The organism is Hoeflea sp. AS16 (assembly GCF_038900095.1).
Classification (GTDB): domain Bacteria; phylum Pseudomonadota; class Alphaproteobacteria; order Rhizobiales; family Rhizobiaceae; genus Hoeflea.
The window spans coordinates 133,319-157,560 of sequence record NZ_JBBMQQ010000007.1; the positions used below are offsets into that span (position 1 = coordinate 133,319).

The window sequence follows — 24,242 nt, forward strand, 5'->3', positions numbered from 1 at the left end:
ATTTTTGCTGTTTTGTTATCTACTCGCCGGCTGGGCCTGGTCCTTCTTCTCGCCCTCACGGCGCTGGTTCACGGCTGCAGCCAATTCGGCGGCATTGAGGCGAACATCAAGCCGGCCCAGGCAAGCCTTCACGCCTGTTGTACCAACATCGAGGAATATCCACTCTGGTATGTGGACATGGCACGTACGTTTGCCCCGACGCTGGGCACGGTCCTGAGCCATGTGTCCTGGCGCAGCGGTCATCTCAAGTCAAAGCAGGCTGCACAGGACGCCATCATGGATGGTCTGCAGCCGCTCGACATCGTTCTGGTCAGTTCCAAGGGACGGCGATCGGGCCATATCATCCCCGGCCTGTTCGGCCATGCCGCGGTCTATCTGGGCACGGAGCAGGAGCTGAAACAGCTGGGAATCTGGCAGGCATCCCAGGTGCAACAACGCACCAGGAGAATTCGAAACCGGCACGTCTTCATCGAAGCCGACGCCGCGGGCGTACATCTCTCGAAGCCCGCCAGGGTGCTCAACACCGATGCGGTGGCAATTCTGCGGCCACGATTCTCCGGCACGAAGCAACGGCGCAAGACCGCGCTCGGTTTCTTCGACGCTCTGGGCATGAAGTTCGATTTCCTGTTCGATGTGGATTCGACCGATTGCACATTCTGCACCGAACTGATCCACCGGGTCATGCCGCACCTCGATCTGCCAATCATGGAAATCTACGGCGTGCGGACGATCATGCCAGACAGCGTTGCCGTGTCTGCTATCCGCAAGGAAGGCGGTCTGGCCCTTGTCGGTTACATCAAGGCTGATCGCAAGGGCTGGCGGCAGGCCTCGATGAGCGACCTGGTAACCGACATCGGTCACAACTGGGCCAGGCGTCAGCGTTAGACCGGGACGCTTGCGCCGACCGCCCCTGTTCGCCGGGTGCCACGCATGGCCAGCGGTTTCTGTCCGTAATGCTGCCGGAACGCTCTCGCGAAACCTTCCGGCGACTGGTAGCCATAACGCCGCGCCACGGCCTCGACCCGGTCCCCTTTCTGCAGATCCTGACGCGCCAGCAAAAGCCGCCACCGGCGCAGGTAGGCCGCCGGTGTTTCGCCGACGACAGCGACAAACGTCTCCGCAAAGCGGCTCAGGGAAAGCCCGGCAATCCCCGCGAGGTCGTCATTGCGCCAGTTGCGGCCCGGATTGCCATGAATGGCGACAATCGCCCGGTTGAGCCTCGCATCAGAAAGTCCCGCTAACAGCCCCGGCTCGGTCGAGCCCGCTTCGATTTGCGCCCGCAGCAGGCGCACGACCATCACTTCGCCAAGCCGGTTGATCACCGACGCCGATCCGCAGCGTGCGGCAGCGAGTTCCGAGAGCATCAGGTTGACCAGGCTTGCCGCCTCCTGGTCCCGGGACAGGTCAAAACAGATCCGGTCAGGCAAGGCAGCCAGCAGCGGATTGGAACTCCCGCCCCAATCGACTTCGGCTGAAAAACGCACGGTTTCAGCCGGCAAGTCCGACCCGACACCGGGCCGCCCGAACCAGACATGGCCCGATCCGCCATCCTTGCCCGTTGTCACCACCAGGGTGGCAGTCCTCAACGTCGCGGGCTTCACCTCCAGGGTGAACCGCTCCATCAGCGTTGTCAGTCTGTCCATATGGCTCATATCGGTGTTTTCGTCGGTTAAATCGGATTTTCCAAACTGTAATTCCGATATTATGTTTTCACAATCCCCTCTTGAAAGGCTTTTCCATGCTCCTGCCCCGTCAGAAAACTCCCGACCTGAAACTGCCGACACTTGACCACGGCATGTTTGATCTCACCACCGATGCCTCGGAGCGCGGAACCGTCATCTGTTTCTACCGCGGCCTGCATTGCCCGATCTGCGCAAATTACCTCACCGAACTTCAAAAGCGCGTCGCCGATTTCGCCGAACGCGGCGTGGCAACCATTGCCATCAGCTCGGACGGAGAAGAGCGCACCCGCCAGATGGCCGAGAAGATCGGCGCTGACAGCCTGCGTTTCGGTTATGATTTGCCGCTGGCCAAGGCGCGCGAATGGGGCCTCTACATCTCCACATCGCGCGGCAAGACCTCGATCGGCATCGAAGAGCCTGCACTGTTCTCCGAGCCCGGCCTGTTCATGGTGACCCCGCAGCAGACGCTCTATTACGGTTCGGTCCAGACCATGCCGTTCGTCCGCCCGCATTTCTCCGAACTGGTCAGCGCACTCGATTTCGCAATCAAGAACGACTATCCGGCGCGCGGCGAATACACCGGCGCTGTGTAATCCGGAACCGCGACAGCGCTAGATCGAACGCTGATTGACCCGCAAGGAAAGCGCTTCGGCGCTTTCCACCCGCTCGGAGTAGCGATCAACCAGATACTCTGCCCGCCCGCGGGTCAGCAGCGTGAACTTCATCAGCTCTTCCATCACATCGACCATGCGGTTGTAATAGGGAGACGGCCGCATCCGGCCCTCATCGTCAAACTCCGCAAAGGCCTTGGGAACCGATGACTGGTTGGGGATGGTGATCATCCGCATCCAGCGGCCCAGGACGCGCATCTGGTTGAGCGTGTTGAAGCTCTGCGATCCGCCACTGACCTGCATCAGCGCCAGGGTCCGCCCCTGGGTTGGCCGCACGCCACCGATCGGCGCCAGCGGCAACCAGTCGATCTGTGTTTTCATCACCCCCGTCATGGCGCCATGGCGCTCCGGCGAGCACCAGACTTGGGCTTCCGACCAGAGCGACAATTCCCGCAATTCCTGAACCTTCGGATGCTCTTCCGCTTCATCCGAGACCAGAGGCAGTCCTGCTGGGTCATAGATCCTGACCTCGGCGCCAAGCGCTTCCAGCACCCGCCTTGCCTCGTGGGTGAGAAACCGCGAATAGGACCGCGCCCGCAGCGATCCATAGAGCATCAAAACCTTGGGCGGATGGTCTGGCTCGCCTGGCAGGCAGAGCGTATCGTTCTCGGGACGATGGAAGCTGTCCGCCTCGATATTTGGCAGGTCCTTGGTCATGGTGCGGTGATCACCTCACCGTCTTCCTTGGTGTAGGTAGCGCCCGGAGCAACATCCAGAAGCGCAAAAACCGCCTCCGACGGACGGCACAGCGCCACGCCTTTTGCGGTGCAGACAATCGGCCGGTTGACCAGAACCGGATGCTCAAGCATCGCGTCCAGTATGGCGTCGTCACTGACGCCGGGATCTGTGAGGCCCAGCTCCTCGGCGGGAGACTTGGAAACCCTCAATGCCTCGCGGGGCGTCAGCCCGGCAGCCGCGAACAGCGCCTGCAACTGCCCGCGGGTCCAGCCTGTTTTCAGATATTCGACAATGACAGGTTCGCCGGCAAAGGCCCTGATGATTTCAAGAACATTGCGGGAGGTTCCGCAACCGGGATTGTGATGAATGACAATGCTCATGATCGTCTCCTCGACCTTTGGCTTCGATAGAAGCCCCGATTAACCCAAGCCGACGCGCAACGCCAGAAATATATCAAGATTTCTTGATTGATTAAGTCGACACCTGCCCGAAAGACGGAACTCGGGCCCCGGCACGGGCTACCCCGCCGCTCTCGGGCACGCGAAAATTGTTTACCCCATTCACCCCTGCCATCTTGATTGCACGCTCTATCGGTTCCAAAAGGTTATCAGCACAAAGGAGCCGAGTATGAGCATTGATCTGACCAGCAAGACTGCATTGATCACCGGCGCCAGCCGCGGCATCGGCGAGGCAGCAGCCCGCATTCTCGCCGGATACGGTGCAAATGTCGTCCTTGCAGCGCGATCGGCGACCGACATCGAACGCATTGCAGCCGAAATCGGCGACAAGGCGCTGGCTGTCACCTGCGATGTGGCGCAATACAGCGACGTCGAAAACGCGGTCAAAAAAGCAGTCGATCACTTCGGCAGCCTCGACATTCTGGTCAACAATGCCGGCATGATCGATCCCATCGCCCGGCTTGAGGATTCCGACCCCGAAGCCTGGGGCCAGGTCGTCGATATCAATCTCAAGGGCGTCTATTACGGCCTGCGCACCGCCATCCCCATCATGAAACGGCAGGGCGGCGGCGTGATCATCAACATATCTTCGGGTGCAGCCGTCGCCGCACTGGAGGGCTGGAGCCACTATTGCGCCACCAAGGCTGCGGTACTGTCGTTGACCCGCCTGGTTCACAGGGAGAGCATTGACGACAATATCCGCGTTGTCGGTCTTTCGCCCGGGACCGTGGCAACCGACATGCAGCGCTCGATCAAGGATTCCGGCATCAACCCGGTCAGCCAGCTCAACTGGGCAAATCATATTTCAGCCGATTGGGTGGGAGAGGCCGTTGCCTGGCTGGCCACCGATGCCGGCAGACCCCATGACGGCGGCGATTTTTCTCTCAAGACCGAGGAAGCCCGACGGGCTGTCGGGCTGATCGCCTGATAGCCGCTGAAAATCACTGATCCCGCGTCTATGCCTGTTCTTCCGCATTGCCCTGCGGCCGCAATCCGTCGAGAAACAGCGTTTCGAGATATCGCGCCGCATCCTCGAAACGGCCGGCCGCACCGCTATCGGGGCCGAGTATGACCTGAACCTGGACATCGAAGTCGGCATAGTGCTGCGTGGTCGACCAGATCGAGAAAATCAGGTGCCGGGGATCGACCGGATTGATCTTCCCCTGCTTCATCCAGCCGCGCAGGACTTCGGCTTTTTCCTCGACCAGCGGCTTGAGTTCACTTTCGAGCAGCCGTTTGATCCGCGGCGCACCCTGCAGTATCTCGTTGGCAAACAGCCGGCTTTCGCGCGGAAAGTCCCGCGCCATCTCGAGTTTGCGGCGAATGTAGGATTGCAGTTCCGGCAGCGGATCACCAACGGCATCAAGCTCTTGCAGCGGCTCTAGCCACTTGTCGAGCAGGCGCGCGATCAACGCTTCGTAGATATCCTGCTTGCGCCGGAAATAGTAAAGCAGGTTGGGCTTGGACATGCCGGCATGCTCGGCGATCCGGTCGATTGTAGCCCCGCGAAACCCGTGCACTGAAAACTCTTCGAGAGCAGCATCAAGGATGCGTTCCTCATTCTCCATCTGAATGCGAGTCTTGCGTTGGGTTTCTGTGGCCCTTGCCTTCAAGTCATGCGCTCCATTTCATTCCCACGACTGGCAACAAACCATAACACCCAAGCTCTTGCGCACAACGCGGAATTTGCCTTGACCGGGTGATTGACCCTGATAGAGTTTTATCAAACAGTCAATATTTCGCAACACAGTCTGTCAGCGGATACAAGTCACTCAAGTGACGCTTGACGGAAAGATCGGGAACTCAATGCGTCAGGAGGCGCGCCAGCCATGTCAAACCGGCTCAACACATCACCCAACGACCTACGTGCCTTCTGGATGCCGTTTACCGCCAACCGGCAGTTCAAGCAGAACCCGCGCATGCTGGTTGCTGCAAAGGACATGCACTTCACCGCGTCCGATGGCCGCCAGATTCTCGACGGCACCGCAGGCCTGTGGTGCGTCAACGCCGGTCATTGCCGCCCGAAGATTACCGAGGCGATCGCACAGCAGGCCGGTGAGCTGGATTATGCACCGGCCTTCCAGATGGGCCATCCGAAGGCCTTTGAACTTGCCAATCGCCTGGTCGATATTGCACCCGATGGCATGAGCCATGTGCTGTTCACCAACTCCGGTTCCGAGTCGGTCGAGACCGCGCTGAAGGTGGCGCTGGCCTATCACCGGGTTAAGGGCGACGGCTCCCGCACCCGCCTCATCGGCCGCGAGCGCGGCTATCACGGCGTCAACTTCGGCGGCATTTCCGTCGGCGGCATTGTCTCCAACCGCAAGATGTTCGGCACGTTGCTGACCGGCGTCGACCATATGCCGCACACTCATTTGCCCGCGCAGAATGCCTTTACCAAGGGCCAGCCAGAGCATGGTGGCGACCTTGCCAGCGAACTCGAGCGCATCGTCACCCTGCATGATGCCTCCACCATCGCCGCTGTCATCGTCGAACCTGTTGCCGGCTCCACCGGCGTGCTGATCCCGCCGAAGGGCTACCTCAAGAAACTGCGCGAGATCTGCACCAAGCACGGCATCCTGCTTATTTTCGATGAAGTCATTACCGGCTTCGGCCGCCTCGGCTCGCCTTTTGCCGCCCAGCACTACGATGTCATGCCCGACATGATCACATCCGCCAAGGGCCTGACCAACGGCGTCATCCCGATGGGCGCGGTGTTTGTCACCTCCGAGATCCATGACGCCTTCATGCAGGGCCCCGAGCACATGATCGAGTTCTTCCACGGCTACACCTATTCAGGCAACCCGATTGCCTCGGCCGCGGCACTCGCAACCCTCGACACCTACAAGGAAGAGGGCCTGCTCACCCGCGCCGCCGAACTGTCCCCGTACTGGGAAGAACAGCTGCATTCGCTGAAGGATTGCCCGCATGTCATCGACATCCGCAACACCGGCCTGATCGGCGCCATCGAGCTCGATCCGATTGCCGGCGAGCCGACAAAGCGCGCCTTCTCAGCCTTCCTCAAGGCCTATGACGACGGGCTGCTGATCCGCACCACCGGCGACATCATTGCGCTCTCCCCGCCGCTGATCATCTCCAAGGACCAGATCGACGAATTGTTTGAAAAACTGCGCATAGTGCTCAAAGGAATAGCGTAACCATGCAGATCATTGAAAACGCCATTGGCGGCAAGCTGACGATTTCCGGCTCCGATCGCCGGTCCAAGGTCTTCAATCCGGCTACCGGCGAGCAGATTGCGGAATTGCCCCTGTCGACTGTCGAGGAAATCAACGCCGCCGTGGCAAACGCCAAGGCTGCCCAGCCGGCCTGGGGCGCCATGCCGCCGCTCAAGCGCGCCCGCTACATGTTCAAGTTCAAGGAACTGCTCGACCGTCACGCCGCCGACATCGCCCGCGAAATCTCGCGCGAGCACGGCAAGACCCATGACGATGCGCTGGGCGAAGTCACCCGCGGCATCGAGGTCGTGGAATTCGCCTGCGGCATCCCCAACCTGCTCAAGGGTGATTTCTCCCGCAATGTCGGCCCCGGGATCGATTCAATCGCCGACCGCCAGCCATTGGGCGTTGTTGCCGGCATCACCCCGTTCAACTTCCCGGCCATGGTGCCGATGTGGATGTACCCGATCGCAATCGCCTGCGGAAACACCTTCGTGCTCAAGCCATCCGAGCGCGATCCGTCAGCGCCAATGCTGGCCTGGAAGCTGTTCCAGGAAGCCGGGTTCCCGGACGGCGTTCTCAACATCGTTCATGGCGACAAGCTTGCAGTCGATACGCTGCTTGATCACCCCGACGTCAAGGCTGTGAGCTTTGTCGGCTCCACCCCGATCGCCGAATATGTCTATTCGCGCGGCACCGCCAACGGCAAGCGCGTGCAGGCTTTGGGCGGCGCCAAGAACCACATGGTGATCATGCCCGACGCCGACATGGACCAGGCAGCCGACGCGCTGATGGGCGCAGGCTACGGCTCCGCCGGCGAACGCTGCATGGCTATCTCGGTCGCCGTGCCGGTGGGCGAGAAAACCGCCGACGCGCTTGTGGCCAAGCTCAAGCCGCGGGTCGAGGCCCTGAAGATCGGCCCGGCCACAGACGACACGGCCGAAATGGGCCCGGTGGTCACAAAGCAGCATCAGGAAAAGGTGCTCGGCTACATCGACCAGGGCGTCAAGGAAGGCGCTGAACTGGTGGTCGACGGCCGTGGTTTCTCGCTGCAGGGCTACGAGAACGGCTACTTTGTCGGCGGCACGCTGTTTGACCGCGTCACCACCGACATGAGCATCTACAAGGAAGAAATCTTCGGCCCCGTGCTCTCCGTGGTCCGCGCCGGTACCTTCGATGATGCCGTGCAGATGATCAACGACCATGAATACGGCAATGGCACCGCGATCTTCACCCGCGACGGTGATGCCGCCCGCGCCTTCTCCGATTCCATCGAGGTCGGCATGGTCGGCGTCAACGTACCGATCCCGGTGCCGGTCGCCTATCACTCCTTCGGTGGATGGAAGCGCTCGCTGTTCGGCGATCACTCGATCTACGGTCCGGAAGGCGTCCGCTTCTACACCCGTCTGAAAACCATCACCACGCGCTGGCCCAACGGCATCAAGTCAGGCGCAGTCTTTACCTTCCCGAGCTGAGCGGGAGTTGCAGATCACCGTCCCGGATCTGTTCCGGGACGGCTTTACAAGAAGATAAAACCGACCAGACCAGAGGAACCGATCATGTCCGCACCCGCAGCAAATCTTCGTATCAACGCCGACCGGCTTTGGGATTCGCTCATGGAAATGGCCAAGATCGGGCCTGGCGTCGCCGGCGGCAACAACCGCCAGACCCTGACCGACGAGGACGGCGAAGGCCGCAAGCTGTTCCAGCGCTGGTGTGAGGACGCCGGCATGACAATGGGCGTCGACACCATGGGCAACATGTTCATGACCCGGCCCGGAACCGATCCAGACGCCCTGCCGGTCTATGTCGGCAGCCACCTCGACACCCAGCCCACCGGCGGCAAATATGACGGCGTTCTTGGCGTCCTTGCAGGGCTTGAACTGGTCCGCACGCTCAATGATCTCGACATCAAGACAAAGCACCCCATCGTGGTGGTCAACTGGACCAACGAGGAAGGCACCCGCTTCGCCCCGGCAATGCTGGCTTCCGGCGTCTTCGCCGGCATTCACGAGCAGGACTGGGCCTATGACCGGGTCGATGCCAAGGGCAAGCGCTTTGGCGACGAGCTGGTCCGCATCGGCTGGAAGGGTGACGAAGAAGTCGGCGCCCGCAAGATGCATGCGCTGTTTGAGCTGCACATCGAGCAGGGCCCTATCCTCGAAGCCGAGGCCAAGGACATCGGTGTCGTCACCCACGGCCAGGGTCTGCGCTGGATCCAGTGCACCGTCACCGGCAAGGAAAGCCACACCGGCTCGACCCCGATGCCGATGCGCAAGAATGCCGGCCGTGGTCTGGCCCAGATCACCGAACTGGTGCACACAATAGCCATGGACAATGCCCCCAACGCGGTGGGCGCCATCGGCCATATCGACGTTTACCCGAATTCGCGCAACATCATCCCCGGCAAGGTGGTCTTCACCATCGACTTCCGCAGCCATGAGCTCGACCGGATGAACGGAATGGTAGACCGGTTGATGGCCGAGGCGCCGAAACTCTGCGAAGCGCTGGGTGTCAGCTTCGAGGCCGAAATCGTCGGCCAGTTCGACCCGCCGGAATTCGACCACGGCTGCGTCAAGGCCGTCCGCGATGCCGCCGAACGGCTGGGCTACTCGCACATGGACATCATCTCCGGCGCCGGTCACGATGCCTGCTGGATCAACCGCGTGGCGCCGACCGCCATGGTCATGTGCCCCTGCGTCGACGGACTGTCGCACAACGAGGCGGAAGAAATTTCCAAGGAATGGGCCACCGCAGGCGCCGACGTGCTGATGCATGCAGTGGTCGAAACTGCAGGAGTTGTGGAGTAAGATATGATCTCATCAGCCAAAGTCCTGCCGCTTGAGGCAAGTGACGAGAGCCAACTTCGCATAGACCTTGCAGCCGCATTGCGATTGGCGGCCTATTACGACTGGCACGAGGGCGTCGCCAATCACTTCTCTGCCGCCGTCTCGCCCGACGGCAGGAAATTCCTGATCAATCCGCGCTGGAAGCATTTTTCCCGCGCCAAGGCCAGTGAACTGCTTCTCATCGACGCCGATGATCCCGACACGATGAACCGCCCAGATGCGCCCGACCCCTCGGCCTGGTCGATCCACGGCGCCATCCACCGCCGCGTCCCGCATGCCCGCGTGGCGCTGCATCTTCACCCGCCCCACGCCACGGCACTCGCAGGCCTGAAGGATCCGTCGATCAAGCCGATCGACCAGACCACGGCACGGTTCTTCAACCGCCTGGCGATGGACATGGATTTCGGCGGCATCGCCAATGACGAGGCCGAGGGCGAGCGCATCGCGGCCTCCATCGGCAACTATTCCAACGTCATGATGGCCAACCACGGCGTCACCACGGTGGCCCGCACGGTGGCTGAAGCCTTCGACGCCATGTACCATCTCGAGCGCGCTGCGCGGACCATGGTGCTGGCCTATTCGACCGGCCAGCCGCTCAACGTGATGAACGACGAGCTGGCTGAATCCGTGGCGCGCGAATGGGACGTCTACAAGGACGCGGAATTCTCGCACTTCGAGGAAATGAAACAGGTGCTTGACCGGGAAAACCCCGGCTACGCCGACTAGACCAGCAGTATCTTTGAAAAGGCCGCACCAAGACGGCTGATCAGAACAAGATTTGGAACAGCAAGAGGATGTGCATCATGAGCACCACCGTCATCAAGAACGGAACCATCGTCACCGCCGACCTGACCTACAAGGCGGACGTGCTGATCGAGGGCGGCGTTATCACCGCCATTGGCCCCAACCTGGTCGGCGAAAAGTCGCTCGACGCCACCGGCTGTTACGTCATGCCAGGCGGCATTGATCCGCACACCCATCTCGAAATGCCGTTCATGGGCACCTATTCGACAGACGATTTCGAAAGCGGCACCCGCGCGGCACTGGCCGGCGGAACCACCATGGTGATCGACTTCGCCCTGCCCTCGCCGGGTCAGTCACTGCTCGAAGCAATCACCATGTGGGACAACAAGTCGACCCGCGCCCATTGCGACTACTCGTTCCATATGGCGATCACCTGGTGGGGCGAGCAGGTGTTCAACGAGATGGAAACGGTCGTCAAGGACAAGGGCATCACCACCTTCAAGCACTTCATGGCCTACAAGGGCGCCTTGATGGTTGATGATGACGAGATGTATTCCTCGTTCTCCCGTGTCGGCGAACTCGGCGGCATCGCCATGGTCCACGCCGAAAACGGCGATGTGGTGGCGCAACTGCAGCAGAAGCTGCTGGCCGAGGGCAACAATGGTCCCGAAGCCCACGCCTATTCCCGTCCGGCCGAAGTCGAAGGCGAAGCCACCAACCGCGCCATCATGATCGCCGACATGGCAGGCACGCCGCTCTATGTGGTGCACACATCTTGCGAGCAGAGCCACGAGGCCATCCGCCGCGCCCGCCAGAAAGGCATGCGCGTCTGGGGTGAGCCGCTGATCCAGCATCTGACATTGGACGAGAGCGAATACGCCAATCCCGATTGGGACCATGCCGCACGCCGGGTGATGAGCCCGCCATTCCGCAACAAGATGCATCAGGATTCGCTCTGGGCAGGCCTGTCGGCAGGCTCGCTGCAGGTGGTCGCAACCGACCATTGCGCCTTCTCCACCGAACAGAAGCGTTTCGGTGTCGGCGATTTCACCAAGATCCCGAACGGCACCGGCGGCCTCGAAGACCGCATGCCGATGCTCTGGACCTATGGCGTCGCCACCGGCCGTCTGACCATGAACGAGTTCGTCGCCGTCACCTCGACCAACATTGCCAAGATCCTCAACTGCTATCCGAAGAAGGGTGCGGTGCTGGTTGGCGCCGATGCCGACCTGGTGGTCTGGGATCCGGAAAAGTCCAAGACCATTTCCGCCAAGTCGCAGCAGTCGGCGATCGATTACAACGTCTTCGAAGGCAAGCAGGTCAAGGGTCTGCCGCGCTACACGCTGACCCGCGGCCGGGTTGCCATCGACGACGGCGAGGTCAAGCCGCAGGAAGGCCACGGCCAGTTCGTTGCACGCGAACCGGTCACGCCGACCAACAAGGCGCTGTCGACCTGGAAGGAAGTCTCTTCTCCGCGCAAGGTTGAGCGCACAGGCATTCCCGCAACCGGGGTATAATGGCATGGTACTTGCCAGTACCAGTTCGGGTACTGGCAAGGGCTGACAAAACGGAATTCCCGGGGGAACACAATGAAACAAAAAGCAGCAACTCATGCCTGAAATTGTCATCTCTGCCCAAAATCTGGACCTCACCTTCGAGACCAATGACGGCCCGGTTCATGCGCTGAAAGACATCACGCTTGATATTGCCGAGGGCGAATTCGTTTCGCTGATCGGCCCATCCGGCTGCGGCAAGACCACTCTTCTTCGGGTGATCGCCGACCTTGAAAAACCCACCGGCGGCACAGTGTCGATCAACGGCATGACACCGGAGCAGGCACGCCTCGCCCGCGCCTATGGCTACGTGTTCCAGCAGGCAGCACTGCTGCCCTGGCGTACCATCGAGGACAACATCTCCCTGCCGCTCGAGGTCATGGGGCTCGACAAGGCGACGCGTACGGGCCGGATCAAGAGCAATCTGGAGCTGGTCAATCTGGCCGGTTTCGAGAAGAAGTTCCCCTGGCAGCTTTCCGGCGGCATGCAGCAGCGTGCCTCCATCGCCCGGGCGCTCGCGGTCGAGCCGGCAATGCTGCTGATGGACGAGCCGTTCGGTGCGCTTGACGAGATTGTCCGCGACCACTTGAACGAGCAGCTTCTCAAGCTCTGGGCCAAGACCAAAAAGACTGTGGTCTTCGTCACCCACTCGATCCCGGAGGCGGTGTTCCTGTCGACCAAGATCGTGGTGATGAGCCCGCGTCCCGGCCGCATTCACGAAATCATCGATTGTGACCTGGGATCCGACCGGCCGCTCGACATCCGCGAAACGCCGGAATTCCTCAAGATCGCCCATCAGGTCCGTGAAGGCCTGAAAGCCGGACACAGCTATGATGAATAGCGCGCTCCGCACACAAGACAGCGCGCCGGCGCTGCGCTTTGCCACCGCATCTGATCTGCCCGTGTGCGCGGCGATCATCAATGAATACATCGACGCCACGGAATGGCTACCGCGGACCATCGACCGCGAAGCTGTTGACGCGCTGTTCGTCCCGTCGCTGCTCGAAAGCCGCACCATGTTTGTGGTCGAGGAGCACGGCGAAATCCTCGGCTACCTGTCGATGTGTGACGACGGCTTTGTTCCCGCGCTCTATCTGCGGCCCGCCGCGCGCGGCAAGGGCGTCGGAAAGATGCTGCTCGACGCGGCCAAGGCAGCCCACCCCGACGGTCTTGAACTCACCGTGTTCGAACGCAACGTCGACGCCCTGCGCTTTTACGAGCGCGAGGGCTTTCAGGAAGACCCTGGCCGTCGCGACACCACCACCGATGAGGGCATCCCGACACTGTGGATGTGCTGGCAGGGAGGCGCCCGATGAGCCCTTCGCTGATGCTCTGGCTGGCCGGAATCATGGCAATCTTCATGGCCGCCGCAAGCAGCCTCCGGGTTTACGTCGACCGGCCGTCTGTCTGGCTGCTGGTGTTCGCCATCACGCTTTACACTGCGGGCAATCTGATGATGGTCCGGGTGATGCGCGAAAGCGGGCTGGCCGTCGCCATGTCATTGTCCGCCGTGCTGCAACTGGTGCTGATCAACATGATCGGATTGCTGATTTTCGGCGAGCGCCCGTCAACCATGCAGATCGGCGGCATTGTCCTCGGGATCGTCGCCGTCAGCATGATCATCTGGCCTCAAGGGAGGCAGGGATGAACGAGAAAAGCTTCATAAAGGATCGCCTGATCCCCGTCGGCTCGATCCTCCTGGTGATCATCATCGCCTGGTACTTCGCAGCCTTTACGATGAATGCACCGTTCCAGCGTGATTTCGACCGCCGTGCAGGCGAGACCCGCACCGCCACCGAATTCCTGATGAAGACCATGAGCCAGCCGAAGCCGACCATGCCGGCGCCGCATCAGGTTGCCGCCAACCTGTGGAAGAACACGTTTACGGTCAAGCCCTGGTCAAAGCGCAGCCTGGTCTATCATTCCTGGGTCACACTTTCGGCAACATTGCTCGGTTTTGCCATGGGCACCGCGCTCGGCGTGGTCATCGCCATCGGCATCGTCCATATCCCGGCCCTCGACCGCTCGTTCCTGCCCTGGATCATCGCCTCGCAGACAATCCCCATCCTTGCGATTGCGCCGATGATCATCGTGCTGCTGTCGGCCATCGGCATTACCGGGCTGCTGCCCAAGGCGCTGATTTCGACCTACCTATCGTTCTTCCCGGTCGCCGTCGGCATGGTCAAGGGTCTGCGTTCGCCCGACGTGCTGCATCTCGACCTGATGCGGACCTACTCGGCCAACAAGCTGCAGACGCTGTGGAAGCTGCGCATCCCGGCTTCGGTCCCCTTCTTCTTCACCTCGATGAAGGTGGCGATCGCCGCAAGCCTGATCGGCGCCATTGTCGGTGAATTGCCGACTGGTGCCGTTGCCGGCATCGGCTCGAAACTGCTGGCCGGTTCCTACTACAGCCAGACTGTCGACATTTTCGCCGCCCTCATCGCCGGCTCGGTTGTCGCCATCCTGCTTGTCACCGCCGTTGATGTGGTCGGGCGGTTCGTCAACACCCGCATGGGAGCCAAGGCACAATGAGCGTGTTCCGTCCCAACTGGCAGGCGCTTCTGGCGCTGCTTGCAACCCTCTACAGCCTCACCGGGCTGCCATTCACCTCAAGCATGAGCCAGGCCTCGTCGCTGATGGTGGTGGCAATTCTGGTTGCTGGCGCCCTGCTGTCGATGCTGCGCCTTGGCTACGCCATTCAAACCATGGTTCTTGCGCTGTCGAGCTTCGGCGCAGCAGCAATGCTGATTGCCGGTCTCGCGGATGCCTTCGGCAACGCAACGCAGGGCTATTTCGCTGCACTGGCCACGGCCTGGCTTCTGGGCTGGCGTCTGGTCACCGTGCTCTCGGGTGACGGCAGCCGCGGCAGCGAAGGTGGCGGCTCCGCCATCATCGTCCCGGCCCTGTTCGGCATCTGGGTGCTGATCCTGTGGGAGTGCATTATCCGCGGTGCCGGCGTTCCTTTCGTGCTGTTGCCACCGCCCTCCGCCATCGGGCTGAGGATCACCACCTCGACCTCGATCCTGCTGGCCGACTTCAAGCAGACCGTGCTCAAGGCGGTGCTGTTCGGCTACGTTGTCGGTTCTCTGACCGGCTTTCTGGTTGCCATTCTTGCCGACCGCTTCCGTTTCTTCGCCAACGGCCTGCTGCCGATCGGCAACATGGTCTCGGCGCTGCCGATGATCGGGATCGCACCGGTGATGGTGATCTGGTTCGGTTTCGACTGGCAGTCGAAGGCAGCCGTGGTCATCGTCATGACCTTCTTCCCGATGCTGGTGAACACGCTTGCAGGCCTTGCTGCCACCGGCGACATGGAACGCGACCTGATGCGCACCTATGGCGCAACCCACTGGCAGGTGCTTTTGAAGCTCAGGCTGCAGGCAGCAATGCCTTTCATCTTCAATGCCCTCAAGATCAACTCCACCCTGGCGCTGATCGGCGCCATCGTTGCGGAGTTCTTCGGCACGCCGATCGTCGGCATGGGCTTCCGCATTTCGACCGAAGTGGGTCGGATGAATCTCGACATGGTCTGGGCGGAAATCGCCATGGCAGCTATTGTCGGGTCACTGTTTTACGGGGCGCTTGCACTTCTTGAGCGCACCGTCACTTTTTGGCATCCGAGCTATCGCCGATGATAGACCGGGGCCTTAACCAGAGGAGAACGTCAATGAAAAAAACAATTGGAATGACACTGGCACTCACGATGACTTTGATGGCAGGCGCCGCAAGCGCTGCCGACAAGGTCACCTTGCAGCTCAAGTGGGTCGCCCAGGCCCAGTTTGCAGGCTACTTCGTCGCCAAGGACAAGGGCTTTTATGAAGAAGCCGGTCTCGACGTCGAAATCAAGCCGGGCGGTCCCGACATCGCTCCGGAACAGGTGATCGCCGGCGGTGGCGCTGACGTCATCGTCGACTGGATGGGCGGCGCACTCGCAGCCCGCGAAAAGGGCGTTGGCCTGGTCAACATCGCCCAGCCTTACAAGAAGGCCGGCATGCAGCTGGTCTGCCCGGCTGACGGCCCGGTCCAGACCGTCGAGGATTTCAAGGGTCACACCCTTGGCGTCTGGTTCTACGGCAACGAATACCCGTTCTTCGCCTGGATGAACAAGCTTGGCCTGTCCACAGAAGGCGGACCTGATGGCGTTACCGTGCTCAAGCAGAGCTTTGACGTTCAGCCGCTGATCCAGAAGCAGGCAGACTGCATCTCGGTCATGACCTACAACGAGTACTGGCAGCTGATGGACGCAGGCTACAAGCCGGAAGACCTGATCGTCTTCAACTACTCGGCCATGGGCAACGACCTGCTCGAGGACGGCCTGTATACGCTTGAGGAAAAGCTCAAGGATCCGGCCTATGTCGAGAAAATGGTCAAGTTCGTCCAGGCTTCGATGAAGGGCTGGGAATATGCCATTGCCAATCCGGAAGAAGCAGCCGGCATCGTCATGGACAATGGTGGCCAGGACGAAAACCACCAGGTCCGGATGATGGGCGAAGTCGCCAAGCTGATCGACAAGCCGGATGCCAAGCTGATCGAAGCAGCTTACGAGCGTACCGCCAAGGCGCTGCTCGATCAGGGCATCATCACCAAGCAGCCGGAAGGCGCATGGACATCGGTCGTCACCGACAAGATGTAATCATCCTTTTGGGTTAAACTTGACCGGCCGGCTGAAAAGCCGGCCGGTTTTCGATTCGAATAGACAACAGCTGGGGCCAGCCATGACAAACAGACTTGGTGAGATGATCGATCAGGGCGCGGGCAAACAGCCTGCCGACATTGTCCTGAAGGGCGGCAAGCTGTTTGACCTGACCACGGGCGAATTGCGCGAGGGCGACATCGCCATTTGCGGCGACCGCATAGTCGGCACTCAGGAAACCTATCAGGGCGTCGAGACCATCGACATCTCCGGCAGGATCGTCGTTCCCGGTTTCATCGACACCCATCTGCACATTGAAAGCTCGCTGGTCACACCGCACGAGTTCGACCGCTGCGTCCTGCCGCGCGGCATCACCACCGCGATCTGCGATCCGCATGAAATCGCCAATGTCATCGGCGCCACCGGCATCCGCTATTTCCTCGATTGCGCGGAACAGACCATCATGGACATTCGCGTGCAGCTGTCGAGCTGCGTGCCCGCCACCCATCTCGAAACCGCCGGCGCCCGTCTCGATATCGAGGACCTGCTGCCGTTCCGCGATCATCCCCAGGTCATCGGACTGGCCGAGTTCATGAACTTCCCCGGCGTTCTGGCCAGGGATCCCGCCTGCATGGCCAAGCTGGAAGCATTTCAGGGCGGCCATATCGACGGCCACGCCCCCTTGCTGCGCGGACTCGACCTAAACGGCTACCTCGCCGCCGGCATCCGCACCGAGCACGAATCCACCACCGCCGATGAAGCGCTGGAGAAAATGTCGAAAGGCATGCATGTGCTGGTGCGCGAGGGCTCCGTGTCGCGTGACCTCGATGCGCTGATCCCGATCATCACCGAACGCAATTCGCCGTTCCTCGCACTGTGCACCGACGACCGCAATCCGCTCGACATCGCCGAGCACGGCCATCTCGACTACATGATCCGCCACGCCATTGCCAATGGTGTCGAGCCGCTGGCAATCTACCGTGCCGCCTCGATTTCGGCCGCCCGCGCCTTCGGGCTGAAAGATCGCGGACTGGTCGCACCGGGCTGGCGCGCCGACCTGGTGGTGCTCGACAGCCTCGAAGACTGCAACGCCCAGATGGTGTTCTCCGCCGGCCGCCGCGTCACCGACGAGCTGTTTGCATCCCGCGGCAGGACCGAACTCGTCGGCACCGACAGTGTCCGTGCGCCGAAGGTCGAGGCCGCATCTTTCACCGTGCGCAAGAACCGCAGCCAGACCCCGGTGATCGGCATTGTTCCGGGCAAGATCATCACCGAACGCCGCGACCTCGATCTCGCCATCGACAATGGCGAGAAGCAGATCGATCTGGGCCGCGACATTCTCAAGATCGCGGTGATCGAACGGCACGGCAAGAATGGCAACATCGCCACCGGCTTTGTCCAGGGCTTCGGTCTCAAGCGCGGGGCCATTGCCTCGACCGTCGGTCATGACAGCCACAACATCTGCGTCGTTGGTGCCTCGGAGACGGACATGGCTGTGGCGGCCAACCGGCTGAGCGAGATTCGCGGTGGTTTCGTTGTCGCCGAAGATGGCAAGGTTGTCGCCGAAATCGCATTACCGGTAGCGGGCCTGATGAGCGACCAGCCCTACGAGTATGTGCGCGAAACGCTGATCCCGCTGCGCAAGGCCGCAAAGGCGCTCGGCGGCACGCTCGACGAACCGTTCCTGCAACTGGCCTTTCTGCCGCTGCCGGTGATCCCGCATCTCAAGATCTCGGATCGAGGCATGATCGACGTCGATGCCTTCGAGATCATCGATCCGTAATCAGCACTGGGCTCAGCCCTGGTTAGGCCAGCCGGGCGCAGAAGGCATCCAGTCCTGTCAGCATGACCGTGTTGCCCTCGTGGCCCGGCGCGAAGCCGGGCAGCCTCACCGCCTCGGCAATCACAAGGTCCGACGGTGGCGTCCATTGGGTCGGCTCTCGGTCGAGGTTGAAAACGAACAGGAACCGGTCCCTCCCCTCGCCCCGGATGAAGGCAAGCAGATCGCCATTGGTATCGAGGAACGTCATCGGCCCATCGACGAGGCTGGCATGAGACTTCCGGAAAGCCAGCGTCTGCCTGTAATGGTTGAGCAGCGAGCCGCTGAGATGATCTTGCTGGTCCACCGCATGACGCAGATGGCTCTCAGGAACCGGAAGCCAGGTATGTGGCGCATCCGAGAACCCGGCATGGATGGTGTCCTTCTCCCAGACCATAGGTGTCCGGCAGCCGTCCCGTCCCTTGTAGGCGGGCCAGAAACGGATGCCGTAGGGATCAACCAGATCCTCGAACGCAATCTCGGCCTCTTCCAGCCCCAGCTCCTCGCCCTGGTACAGGCAGATCGAGCCGCGGAACGATGCCAGCATGGTGATCGCAAAACGCGCCAGATGCTCGGGATCATCCCCCTCCTGCATCCAGCGCGAGACATGGCGCTCGACATCATGGTTGGAGAAGGCCCAGCAGACCCATCCGTCCTTCACCTCGGACTGGAAACTGGCAATGCTGCGGCGGAAATGCCCGGTTGAAAACTCTGCGCTGAGCATGTCGAAGGTGTAGCACATATGCAGCTTGTCGCCGCCATTGGTGTAGGCAGCGACTGTCTTCAGTGACCGGCGCCCGTCGCCCACCTCGCCGACGGTGGTGCGTCCATCATACTCGTTGAGCAAAGCCCGCAACCGCTGCAGGAACACGATATTCTCTGGCTGTGACTTGTCGTAGAGGTGGTCCTGAAACCCGTACGGATTGGTATCGGGCGCATCAACACCCATGAAATTTTCACCCTCCGCCGATAGAGACATCGGCGGGTTGTCGCGCAGTTCCTTGTCGTGAACGTAGAAGTTGACCGTATCCAGCCGGAACCCGTCAACGCCGCGATCAAGCCAGAACCGGACCGTGTCCAGAATGGCTTTTTGCACATCGGGATTATGGAAGTTCAGATCCGGTTGCGAAGCCAGGAAATTGTGCATGTAGTACTGGCGGCGCGTGCTGTCCCATTCCCACGCCGGCCCGCCGAAGATCGACAGCCAGTTGTTGGGCGCGGTGCCATCGGGCTTGGGGTCGGCCCAGACATACCAGTCCGCTTTCGGGTTATCCCGGCTCGACCGGCTTTCCTTGAACCAGTGATGCTGGTCCGACGAATGCGAGATCACCTGGTCGATGATGATCTTCAGCCCCTTGGCATGGGCCAGTTCCACCAGTTCATCGAAATCCGACAACGTGCCGAACATCGGATCGACATCGCAGTAATCAGACACGTCATAGCCGAAATCGGCCATCGGCGATTTGAAGAAGGGCGACAGCCAGATCGCATCGACACCCAGCGAAGCGATATGGTCGAGCCGCCTGATGATGCCGCGAATGTCGCCGACGCCGTCGCCGGAGGTATCCTGATAGGACCGCGGATAGACCTGGTAGATCACGCAACCGCGCCACCAGTCCGGTGATGTTGTCTCACTCACGGCTTGCTCCACTTCCGACATGAGGCTCACCCTGCAGATGATCGCTCTTCTAATCGTTTAGATCAGGCTGTTTGAGCTTACAAGCCAGCGAAAAGCAGATATCCGGACGCAACAGCATCGCCTTGAGCATACAGGCTGGATTGGGAGAGAGCGTCTTAGGCGGCCGGCGCTGCCGACTGCTCTTCGAGGCCGAGCAGGAAATTGATCGACGGCCGCGACTTGACCAGATCCTCGATCGAATAACCGGCCAGCACCTCGAAAAAGGCGCCCAGCGCCTTTCTCAGCGCGGTATTCAATCCGCAGGAATCAACCAGCGGGCATTCGCTCGCATCATTCTCGAAACACTCGGCCATGGCGAAATTGTCTTCCGTCACCTTGACCACATCAAGCAGTGAAATCTTGTCGGCCGTACGCCCGAGCCGGATACCGCCATTGCGTCCGCGCACGGATTCGACCAGACCCGATTTGGTCAACGGCTGCAGGATCTTGAACAGGAACAGCTCGGAAACCGAATAGGCCTTAGCAATATCGCCGATACGGCTCAGCGGCGCATCATTGGCTGCGCAGTACATCAGTATCCGCACCGCGTAGTTGGTTTGGCGTGTCAGACGCATTTTCCGGCTCCAGTCTTCAGGCTCGTCTTCCAATCGGAAGAGTTACCAGTTTAGAATGCTTCCAGAAAAAGGAAACCCTTTCATTCAAGTTTTTATCCCAGACTGATAAATCCGGCTAAATCGAGGAAAAACATGGCGAACGCCTCAAAATTCGAAACATTGAACGGTTTCCCGCGTGAAGCGATCACCCTGGCCAACTGGCGCACGCGTCCCTACAGCTTCTGGTCCTTTCGAAATGTGGCGGAAATGGTTCGCTCCGCCCGCATCAAGACCGCCAGCTCGGCATCTCTGCCACAGGCGGCGGAAAACCCCGAACTGCTCGCGCGCCCGGCCGCTCCAGGCGAAAGCCGCTCGATTTCCGATCTGCTGAGCCAGAGCGAAGCCGACAGCTTCATCCTCTCCAGGAACGGCAAGCTGGTTTGCGAATGGCACGCGGAAGGCGTTGATCGCAGCGATCCGCATCTGGTTTTCTCGATTTCCAAATCCATCACCGCGCTGGTGGCAGGAATCCTTCAGGACCGGGGCGTTCTCGATCCGGCCACGCTTGTTGGCGATCTGGTTCCCGAGGCCAAAAACAGCGCCTACGCCGATGCAACCGTGCAGCATTTGCTGGACATGCGGGTCAGCCTGGATTTCGATGAATCCTACCTGTCCCAGGAAGCCTATGCGCGTTACCGGCGCGCCATGTCCTGGAACCCGCCCTCGGAAACGGGAAACGACGAGGCCGTGCTGTCTTTCCTGTGCAGCCTGCAAAAGGCCAACGGTCCGCATGGCACCGACCATGACTATCTCTCGCCGAATTCCGACATGCTCGGCATCGTGCTTGAACGGGCATCGGGCGAACGCTTTCCGGACCTGTGCGCCCGGCTTCTCTGGCAGCCGCTCGGGGCTTCGGCCGATGCCTTCATTACCGTTGACCCCGAAGGCGCGCCGCGCACCGCGGGCGGTGTCTCCTGCCGACCGCATGACCTGCTGGCGCTCGGACAGATGCTGATCAATGGCGGCGCAGCAAAGGGCAAGCAGATCGTCTCCCCGCGCTGGATCGAGGACATGCAGAAAAACGGTGACGAGGGCGTCTGGGCGCGTGGTTCCCAGGCAAGCTTTCTCAAGACCGGCCGGTACCGCAACAACTGGTACCAGGTTGGCGGGAAATCCAACGCATTCCTGGCCGCAGGCATCCACGGCCAGTTTCTTTATTGCGATCCGGACACCGGCACGGTCATCGCCTGCACCTCGTCCCAGAGCGAGCCGCAGAACGACGCTCTCGATCAGGCGATGCTCGCGCTGTTTGCAAGGTTGAGCACCGAAGCCTGATCCGGCCTATTCGAACACGATATCCGGCATTGCCCGTCCGCCGTCGCCCGCAAGCTCTTCCAGGCGGGCGCGGACCTTGCCCGCGATCTCCAGATAGACCTTGGCGTGAGGTCCGTCAGCGGCTGTCGCCACCACCGGGCGGCCCGCATCGGATGTCTCCCGGATCGGCATCGCCAGCGGCACTTCACCAAGGAACGGCACGCCGATCCGGCTGGCTTCGTCGCGTGCGCCGCCATGACCAAAGATGTCGTGCCGGCCGCCGCAATCGGGGCAGATGAAATAGCTCATGTTCTCGACAATGCCCAACACCGGTACATTGACCTTGTTGAACATGTTCATCCCCTTGCGGGCGTCGATCAATGCCAGATCCTGCGGCGTCGAAACGATCACCGCTCCGGCCAGCGGCACGTTCTGCGCCATTGTCAGCTGTGCATCGCCGGTGCCTGGCGGCATGTCGACAACCAGCACGTCGAGCTCTCCCCAGGCGACTTCGCGCAGCATTTGGTTCAGCGCCGAGATGACCATCGGGCCACGCCAGATCATCGGCGTGTCTTCTTCCACCAGGAAGCCCATCGACATGACCTTCAGGCCATAATTCTCCATCGGCTTCAGCAGCCGGCCTTCAAGCTGTTCGGGACGGCCGGATATGCCCAGCAGCCGCGGCATCGAAGGGCCGTAGATATCGGCGTCCAGCACGCCAACCTTGAGGCCCGTCGCCTGAAGGCCGAGCGCCAGGTTGACCGCGGTGGTCGACTTGCCGACGCCGCCCTTGCCCGAGGCAACGGCGATGATCGTTGCGATTCCCGGGACATCGGCCTTGGGCTTGCCCTGCGGCTGGCCCGGTTGTGCCGGAGCATGCGCGTGCGCCGGGCGCTTGGGCGCCGGAGGTGGCGTCGCCGGGCCGGAACCGGGCTCGCGGCTGGCGGTTAGCGCCACCATCGCGCCCTTGACGCCTGGAACGGTCTTGGTGGCGCGCTCTGCGGCTTCCCGCAACGGTTCGAGCTCCTGGGCGCGCGCAGCCGGAACGGTGAGCGAGAAATAGACCTTTTCATCTGCGATGAAAATCTCCGACACCAGCCCGAGATCCACAATATTGCCCTCAAGATCCGGCCCTTTGACCGATCTCAGCTTCGCCAGAACCTCTTCTTTGGTCACGCTCACGTTGCACCCCACGGTTTGCCGTTAAAGACCATCTCCACATAATGCAGCTGGCCCCGCAATAAAATGGCACGGAGGCGAAAAAGCAGGATTGAACCCTAGTTCCGCCGTCCGCGCAGCACAAAGAAGGGGACAATTGCCGTCAGCATCAGCAATCGCGCCACATGATGGCTGGCCACGAAGGTCGGATCGATCCCCAGGATCACCGACATAGCCGCCATGGTTTCAAGCCCGCCCGGCGCGAAGGCAATCAGGATGGCGATCAGCTCCATGCCTGTAATCCAGTGGGTGATGACCGCGAAGACCGCCGCGAGAGCCACACTCAGCACCGTGACCAGAACACCGGCACCCAGCGCCCTGCGCAACTGTGGCCAGGTCACGCCCGAAAACCGGGAGCCGATCAGGCCGCCCAAAGAAACAAAGGCCACCGCCGCCAACCAATAGGACATCACTCCGCTGACCAGTCCCGTCACATGCGCAACCACCGACACCAGCATGCCACCGATCAGGTAGGCCGCAGGCAGCCGGAGCCGTGCCAGCAGGTAACCTGCACATGCGGCGGCGACAATCATGACCGCAAGCGGTACCGGTGCGGTTTCGGCCGGAATCTCCAGCACCTGCTGCGGCACCTGCCCGGTCAGGGTAACAGCCACCGGAACCAGCAGGGTCAGGGCCAGAACCCGGATCGATTGAACGATGCTGACCGTCCTGAGATCCGCCTTGACGCCTTCGCTCAGCCCCAGAACGTAACTCAAATGCCCCGGCGACGACGACAGGAAAGCCGTGGTGGCATCCATCGACCAGAACCGGACCAGAATGGCCGGGGTGATCCAGATGATGGCAAAAAGGCTGGCCGCCAGCGCCGCAAGGGTCACCGGCCAGGTTCGCATCGCCTCAAACACCTCGGGCGTGACGCCCTGCCCGATGGTCAACCCGAGAATGATGAACACCGCGTCGCGGGCCCGTTGGGGCGGCGCGGCAGTCTTTACCCCGGCAAGGCCCGCAAGCGTGACGGCGATGGCCGGACCGGTGAGGAACGGCGCCGGGAACGACAGCGCGAAGGTCAGCACCGCCCCCAATGCCGCAATCGCGAAGGTGATCAGTGGGCCCCGCCAGGTTTCCGTCGCCATCCAGTTCCACTCCTGTCCTGTCTGCAAGGACGCAATGGCCCCGTCATAACCGGCAACAATGCCAGCGTCATCAATCACGCACCGTGTCCACCGCTCCGCCCTTCGGCAAGCGGTTACTCCCCCG

General features: G+C 61.2%; 24 protein-coding genes. 16 read left to right on the forward strand and 8 right to left on the reverse strand.

Going from position 1 to position 24,242, the window contains the following annotated elements; translation table 11 throughout:
* Window positions 1-177 precede the first annotated feature (177 nt).
* The gene (locus tag WNY80_RS16985; RefSeq protein ID WP_342888597.1) at window positions 178-885 is read left to right on the forward strand and encodes a YiiX/YebB-like N1pC/P60 family cysteine hydrolase; all 708 of its coding nucleotides are present in this window, start codon (window positions 178-180) and stop codon (window positions 883-885) included.
* Here WNY80_RS16985 and WNY80_RS16990 read toward each other — a convergent pair.
* Window positions 882-1,643, reverse strand: a complete 762-nt coding sequence (locus WNY80_RS16990) for an AraC family transcriptional regulator (protein ID WP_342888598.1) — start codon at window positions 1,641-1,643, stop codon at window positions 882-884. The genes WNY80_RS16985 and WNY80_RS16990 overlap by 4 nt on opposite strands.
* 95 nt (window positions 1,644-1,738) lie before the next feature.
* On the opposite strand from WNY80_RS16990, the gene WNY80_RS16995 reads away from it, so the two are divergent.
* The gene (locus WNY80_RS16995; RefSeq protein ID WP_342888599.1) at window positions 1,739-2,275 is read left to right on the forward strand and encodes a peroxiredoxin-like family protein; all 537 of its coding nucleotides are present in this window, start codon (window positions 1,739-1,741) and stop codon (window positions 2,273-2,275) included.
* Window positions 2,276-2,293: 18 nt separating this feature from the next.
* Here WNY80_RS16995 and arsH read toward each other — a convergent pair whose 3' ends face one another.
* Both arsH and arsC read right to left on the reverse strand, forming a co-directional pair.
* The gene (gene arsH / locus WNY80_RS17000) at window positions 2,294-3,010 is read right to left on the reverse strand and encodes an arsenical resistance protein ArsH (RefSeq protein WP_342888600.1); all 717 of its coding nucleotides are present in this window, start codon (window positions 3,008-3,010) and stop codon (window positions 2,294-2,296) included.
* Window positions 3,007-3,411, reverse strand: coding sequence for an arsenate reductase (glutaredoxin) (gene arsC, locus WNY80_RS17005; RefSeq protein ID WP_342888601.1), 405 nt, complete (start codon window positions 3,409-3,411; stop codon window positions 3,007-3,009). Before arsC ends, arsH begins: the two co-directional genes overlap by 4 nt.
* Window positions 3,412-3,658: 247 nt before the next feature.
* Between arsC and WNY80_RS17010 the strand changes: the two genes are divergently transcribed.
* Window positions 3,659-4,417, forward strand: a complete 759-nt coding sequence (locus WNY80_RS17010; RefSeq protein WP_342888602.1) for an SDR family oxidoreductase — start codon at window positions 3,659-3,661, stop codon at window positions 4,415-4,417.
* Between the two features lie 28 nt (window positions 4,418-4,445).
* On the opposite strand, the gene WNY80_RS17015 is transcribed toward WNY80_RS17010, so the two are convergent.
* The gene (locus WNY80_RS17015) at window positions 4,446-5,057 is read right to left on the reverse strand and encodes a TetR family transcriptional regulator C-terminal domain-containing protein (RefSeq protein WP_342888603.1); all 612 of its coding nucleotides are present in this window, start codon (window positions 5,055-5,057) and stop codon (window positions 4,446-4,448) included.
* A 261-nt stretch (window positions 5,058-5,318) separates the two neighbouring features.
* On the opposite strand from WNY80_RS17015, the gene WNY80_RS17020 reads away from it, so the two are divergent.
* From WNY80_RS17020 to ade, 12 genes are all read left to right on the forward strand, one after another.
* On the forward strand, window positions 5,319-6,647 hold the full coding sequence (locus WNY80_RS17020; RefSeq protein ID WP_342888604.1) for an aspartate aminotransferase family protein: 1,329 nt from the start codon (window positions 5,319-5,321) through the stop codon (window positions 6,645-6,647).
* A 2-nt stretch (window positions 6,648-6,649) separates the two neighbouring features.
* The gene (locus tag WNY80_RS17025; RefSeq protein WP_342888605.1) at window positions 6,650-8,140 is read left to right on the forward strand and encodes a CoA-acylating methylmalonate-semialdehyde dehydrogenase; all 1,491 of its coding nucleotides are present in this window, start codon (window positions 6,650-6,652) and stop codon (window positions 8,138-8,140) included.
* A gap of 84 nt (window positions 8,141-8,224) precedes the next feature.
* Window positions 8,225-9,475 (forward strand): Zn-dependent hydrolase, encoded by a 1,251-nt coding sequence (locus tag WNY80_RS17030; RefSeq protein WP_342888606.1) that lies wholly within the window; start codon window positions 8,225-8,227, stop codon window positions 9,473-9,475.
* 3 nt (window positions 9,476-9,478) lie between these two features.
* Window positions 9,479-10,240, forward strand: coding sequence for a class II aldolase/adducin family protein (locus tag WNY80_RS17035; protein ID WP_342888607.1), 762 nt, complete (start codon window positions 9,479-9,481; stop codon window positions 10,238-10,240).
* Window positions 10,241-10,317: 77 nt separating this feature from the next.
* The gene (hydA, locus tag WNY80_RS17040; RefSeq protein ID WP_342888608.1) at window positions 10,318-11,775 is read left to right on the forward strand and encodes a dihydropyrimidinase; all 1,458 of its coding nucleotides are present in this window, start codon (window positions 10,318-10,320) and stop codon (window positions 11,773-11,775) included.
* A gap of 94 nt (window positions 11,776-11,869) precedes the next feature.
* Window positions 11,870-12,652: an ABC transporter ATP-binding protein gene (locus tag WNY80_RS17045; protein ID WP_342888609.1), complete on the forward strand. Its 783-nt coding sequence runs from the start codon at window positions 11,870-11,872 to the stop codon at window positions 12,650-12,652.
* A complete protein-coding gene (locus WNY80_RS17050; protein ID WP_342888610.1) occupies window positions 12,642-13,127 on the forward strand; it encodes a GNAT family N-acetyltransferase in 486 nt (161 codons plus the stop codon). The genes WNY80_RS17045 and WNY80_RS17050 overlap by 11 nt, the downstream gene beginning before the upstream one ends.
* Window positions 13,124-13,459: a hypothetical protein gene (locus tag WNY80_RS17055; RefSeq protein ID WP_342888611.1), complete on the forward strand. Its 336-nt coding sequence runs from the start codon at window positions 13,124-13,126 to the stop codon at window positions 13,457-13,459. The genes WNY80_RS17050 and WNY80_RS17055 overlap by 4 nt, the downstream gene beginning before the upstream one ends.
* Complete coding sequence (locus tag WNY80_RS17060; protein WP_342888612.1) at window positions 13,456-14,343, forward strand: ABC transporter permease; 888 nt, start codon at window positions 13,456-13,458, stop codon at window positions 14,341-14,343. The genes WNY80_RS17055 and WNY80_RS17060 overlap by 4 nt, the downstream gene beginning before the upstream one ends.
* Entirely contained in the window at window positions 14,340-15,446 is a 1,107-nt protein-coding gene (locus WNY80_RS17065; RefSeq protein ID WP_342888613.1) for an ABC transporter permease, read from the forward strand. The genes WNY80_RS17060 and WNY80_RS17065 overlap by 4 nt, the downstream gene beginning before the upstream one ends.
* Window positions 15,447-15,478: 32 nt before the next feature.
* Complete coding sequence (locus tag WNY80_RS17070; RefSeq protein WP_342888614.1) at window positions 15,479-16,444, forward strand: ABC transporter substrate-binding protein; 966 nt, start codon at window positions 15,479-15,481, stop codon at window positions 16,442-16,444.
* A gap of 70 nt (window positions 16,445-16,514) precedes the next feature.
* Window positions 16,515-18,227, forward strand: a complete 1,713-nt coding sequence (ade, locus tag WNY80_RS17075; RefSeq protein ID WP_342888673.1) for an adenine deaminase — start codon at window positions 16,515-16,517, stop codon at window positions 18,225-18,227.
* A gap of 22 nt (window positions 18,228-18,249) precedes the next feature.
* On the opposite strand, the gene WNY80_RS17080 is transcribed toward ade, so the two are convergent.
* Both WNY80_RS17080 and rirA read right to left on the reverse strand, forming a co-directional pair.
* On the reverse strand, window positions 18,250-19,923 hold the full coding sequence (locus tag WNY80_RS17080) for an alpha-amylase family glycosyl hydrolase (protein ID WP_342888615.1): 1,674 nt from the start codon (window positions 19,921-19,923) through the stop codon (window positions 18,250-18,252).
* 134 nt (window positions 19,924-20,057) lie between these two features.
* Window positions 20,058-20,516 (reverse strand): iron-responsive transcriptional regulator RirA, encoded by a 459-nt coding sequence (gene rirA, locus WNY80_RS17085; RefSeq protein WP_342888616.1) that lies wholly within the window; start codon window positions 20,514-20,516, stop codon window positions 20,058-20,060.
* A 132-nt stretch (window positions 20,517-20,648) separates the two neighbouring features.
* On the opposite strand from rirA, the gene WNY80_RS17090 reads away from it, so the two are divergent.
* The gene (locus WNY80_RS17090) at window positions 20,649-21,830 is read left to right on the forward strand and encodes a serine hydrolase (protein WP_342888617.1); all 1,182 of its coding nucleotides are present in this window, start codon (window positions 20,649-20,651) and stop codon (window positions 21,828-21,830) included.
* A gap of 6 nt (window positions 21,831-21,836) precedes the next feature.
* On the opposite strand, the gene WNY80_RS17095 is transcribed toward WNY80_RS17090, so the two are convergent.
* Together WNY80_RS17095 and WNY80_RS17100 are read right to left on the reverse strand one after the other, a co-directional pair.
* On the reverse strand, window positions 21,837-22,991 hold the full coding sequence (locus WNY80_RS17095; protein WP_342888618.1) for an Mrp/NBP35 family ATP-binding protein: 1,155 nt from the start codon (window positions 22,989-22,991) through the stop codon (window positions 21,837-21,839).
* 95 nt (window positions 22,992-23,086) lie between these two features.
* Window positions 23,087-24,196 (reverse strand): AbrB family transcriptional regulator, encoded by a 1,110-nt coding sequence (locus tag WNY80_RS17100; RefSeq protein ID WP_342888619.1) that lies wholly within the window; start codon window positions 24,194-24,196, stop codon window positions 23,087-23,089.
* Between the last annotated feature and the right edge of the window lie 46 nt (window positions 24,197-24,242).

Excerpts from the sequence above, each read along its gene's own strand:
- WNY80_RS17090 (WP_342888617.1), top strand. The coding sequence starts at position 20,649 with ATGGCGAACGCCTCAAAATTCGAAACATTGAACGGTTTCCCGCGTGAA.
- WNY80_RS17015 (WP_342888603.1), bottom strand. The coding sequence starts at position 5,057 with ATGGAGAATGAGGAACGCATCCTTGATGCTGCTCTCGAAGAGTTTTCA.
- WNY80_RS17045 (WP_342888609.1), top strand. The coding sequence starts at position 11,870 with ATGCCTGAAATTGTCATCTCTGCCCAAAATCTGGACCTCACCTTCGAG.
- WNY80_RS17060 (WP_342888612.1), top strand. The coding sequence starts at position 13,456 with ATGAACGAGAAAAGCTTCATAAAGGATCGCCTGATCCCCGTCGGCTCG.
- WNY80_RS17010 (WP_342888602.1), top strand. The coding sequence starts at position 3,659 with ATGAGCATTGATCTGACCAGCAAGACTGCATTGATCACCGGCGCCAGC.
- arsH (WP_342888600.1), bottom strand. The coding sequence starts at position 3,010 with ATGACCAAGGACCTGCCAAATATCGAGGCGGACAGCTTCCATCGTCCC.
- WNY80_RS17080 (WP_342888615.1), bottom strand. The coding sequence starts at position 19,923 with ATGTCGGAAGTGGAGCAAGCCGTGAGTGAGACAACATCACCGGACTGG.
- WNY80_RS17070 (WP_342888614.1), top strand. The coding sequence starts at position 15,479 with ATGAAAAAAACAATTGGAATGACACTGGCACTCACGATGACTTTGATG.
- WNY80_RS17025 (WP_342888605.1), top strand. The coding sequence starts at position 6,650 with ATGCAGATCATTGAAAACGCCATTGGCGGCAAGCTGACGATTTCCGGC.
- WNY80_RS16995 (WP_342888599.1), top strand. The coding sequence starts at position 1,739 with ATGCTCCTGCCCCGTCAGAAAACTCCCGACCTGAAACTGCCGACACTT.
- WNY80_RS16990 (WP_342888598.1), bottom strand. The coding sequence starts at position 1,643 with ATGGACAGACTGACAACGCTGATGGAGCGGTTCACCCTGGAGGTGAAG.
- WNY80_RS17030 (WP_342888606.1), top strand. The coding sequence starts at position 8,225 with ATGTCCGCACCCGCAGCAAATCTTCGTATCAACGCCGACCGGCTTTGG.
- hydA (WP_342888608.1), top strand. The coding sequence starts at position 10,318 with ATGAGCACCACCGTCATCAAGAACGGAACCATCGTCACCGCCGACCTG.
- rirA (WP_342888616.1), bottom strand. The coding sequence starts at position 20,516 with ATGCGTCTGACACGCCAAACCAACTACGCGGTGCGGATACTGATGTAC.
- WNY80_RS17050 (WP_342888610.1), top strand. The coding sequence starts at position 12,642 with ATGATGAATAGCGCGCTCCGCACACAAGACAGCGCGCCGGCGCTGCGC.
- WNY80_RS17020 (WP_342888604.1), top strand. The coding sequence starts at position 5,319 with ATGTCAAACCGGCTCAACACATCACCCAACGACCTACGTGCCTTCTGG.
- WNY80_RS17065 (WP_342888613.1), top strand. The coding sequence starts at position 14,340 with ATGAGCGTGTTCCGTCCCAACTGGCAGGCGCTTCTGGCGCTGCTTGCA.
- WNY80_RS17055 (WP_342888611.1), top strand. The coding sequence starts at position 13,124 with ATGAGCCCTTCGCTGATGCTCTGGCTGGCCGGAATCATGGCAATCTTC.
- arsC (WP_342888601.1), bottom strand. The coding sequence starts at position 3,411 with ATGAGCATTGTCATTCATCACAATCCCGGTTGCGGAACCTCCCGCAAT.
- WNY80_RS17035 (WP_342888607.1), top strand. The coding sequence starts at position 9,479 with ATGATCTCATCAGCCAAAGTCCTGCCGCTTGAGGCAAGTGACGAGAGC.
- WNY80_RS16985 (WP_342888597.1), top strand. The coding sequence starts at position 178 with ATGGCACGTACGTTTGCCCCGACGCTGGGCACGGTCCTGAGCCATGTG.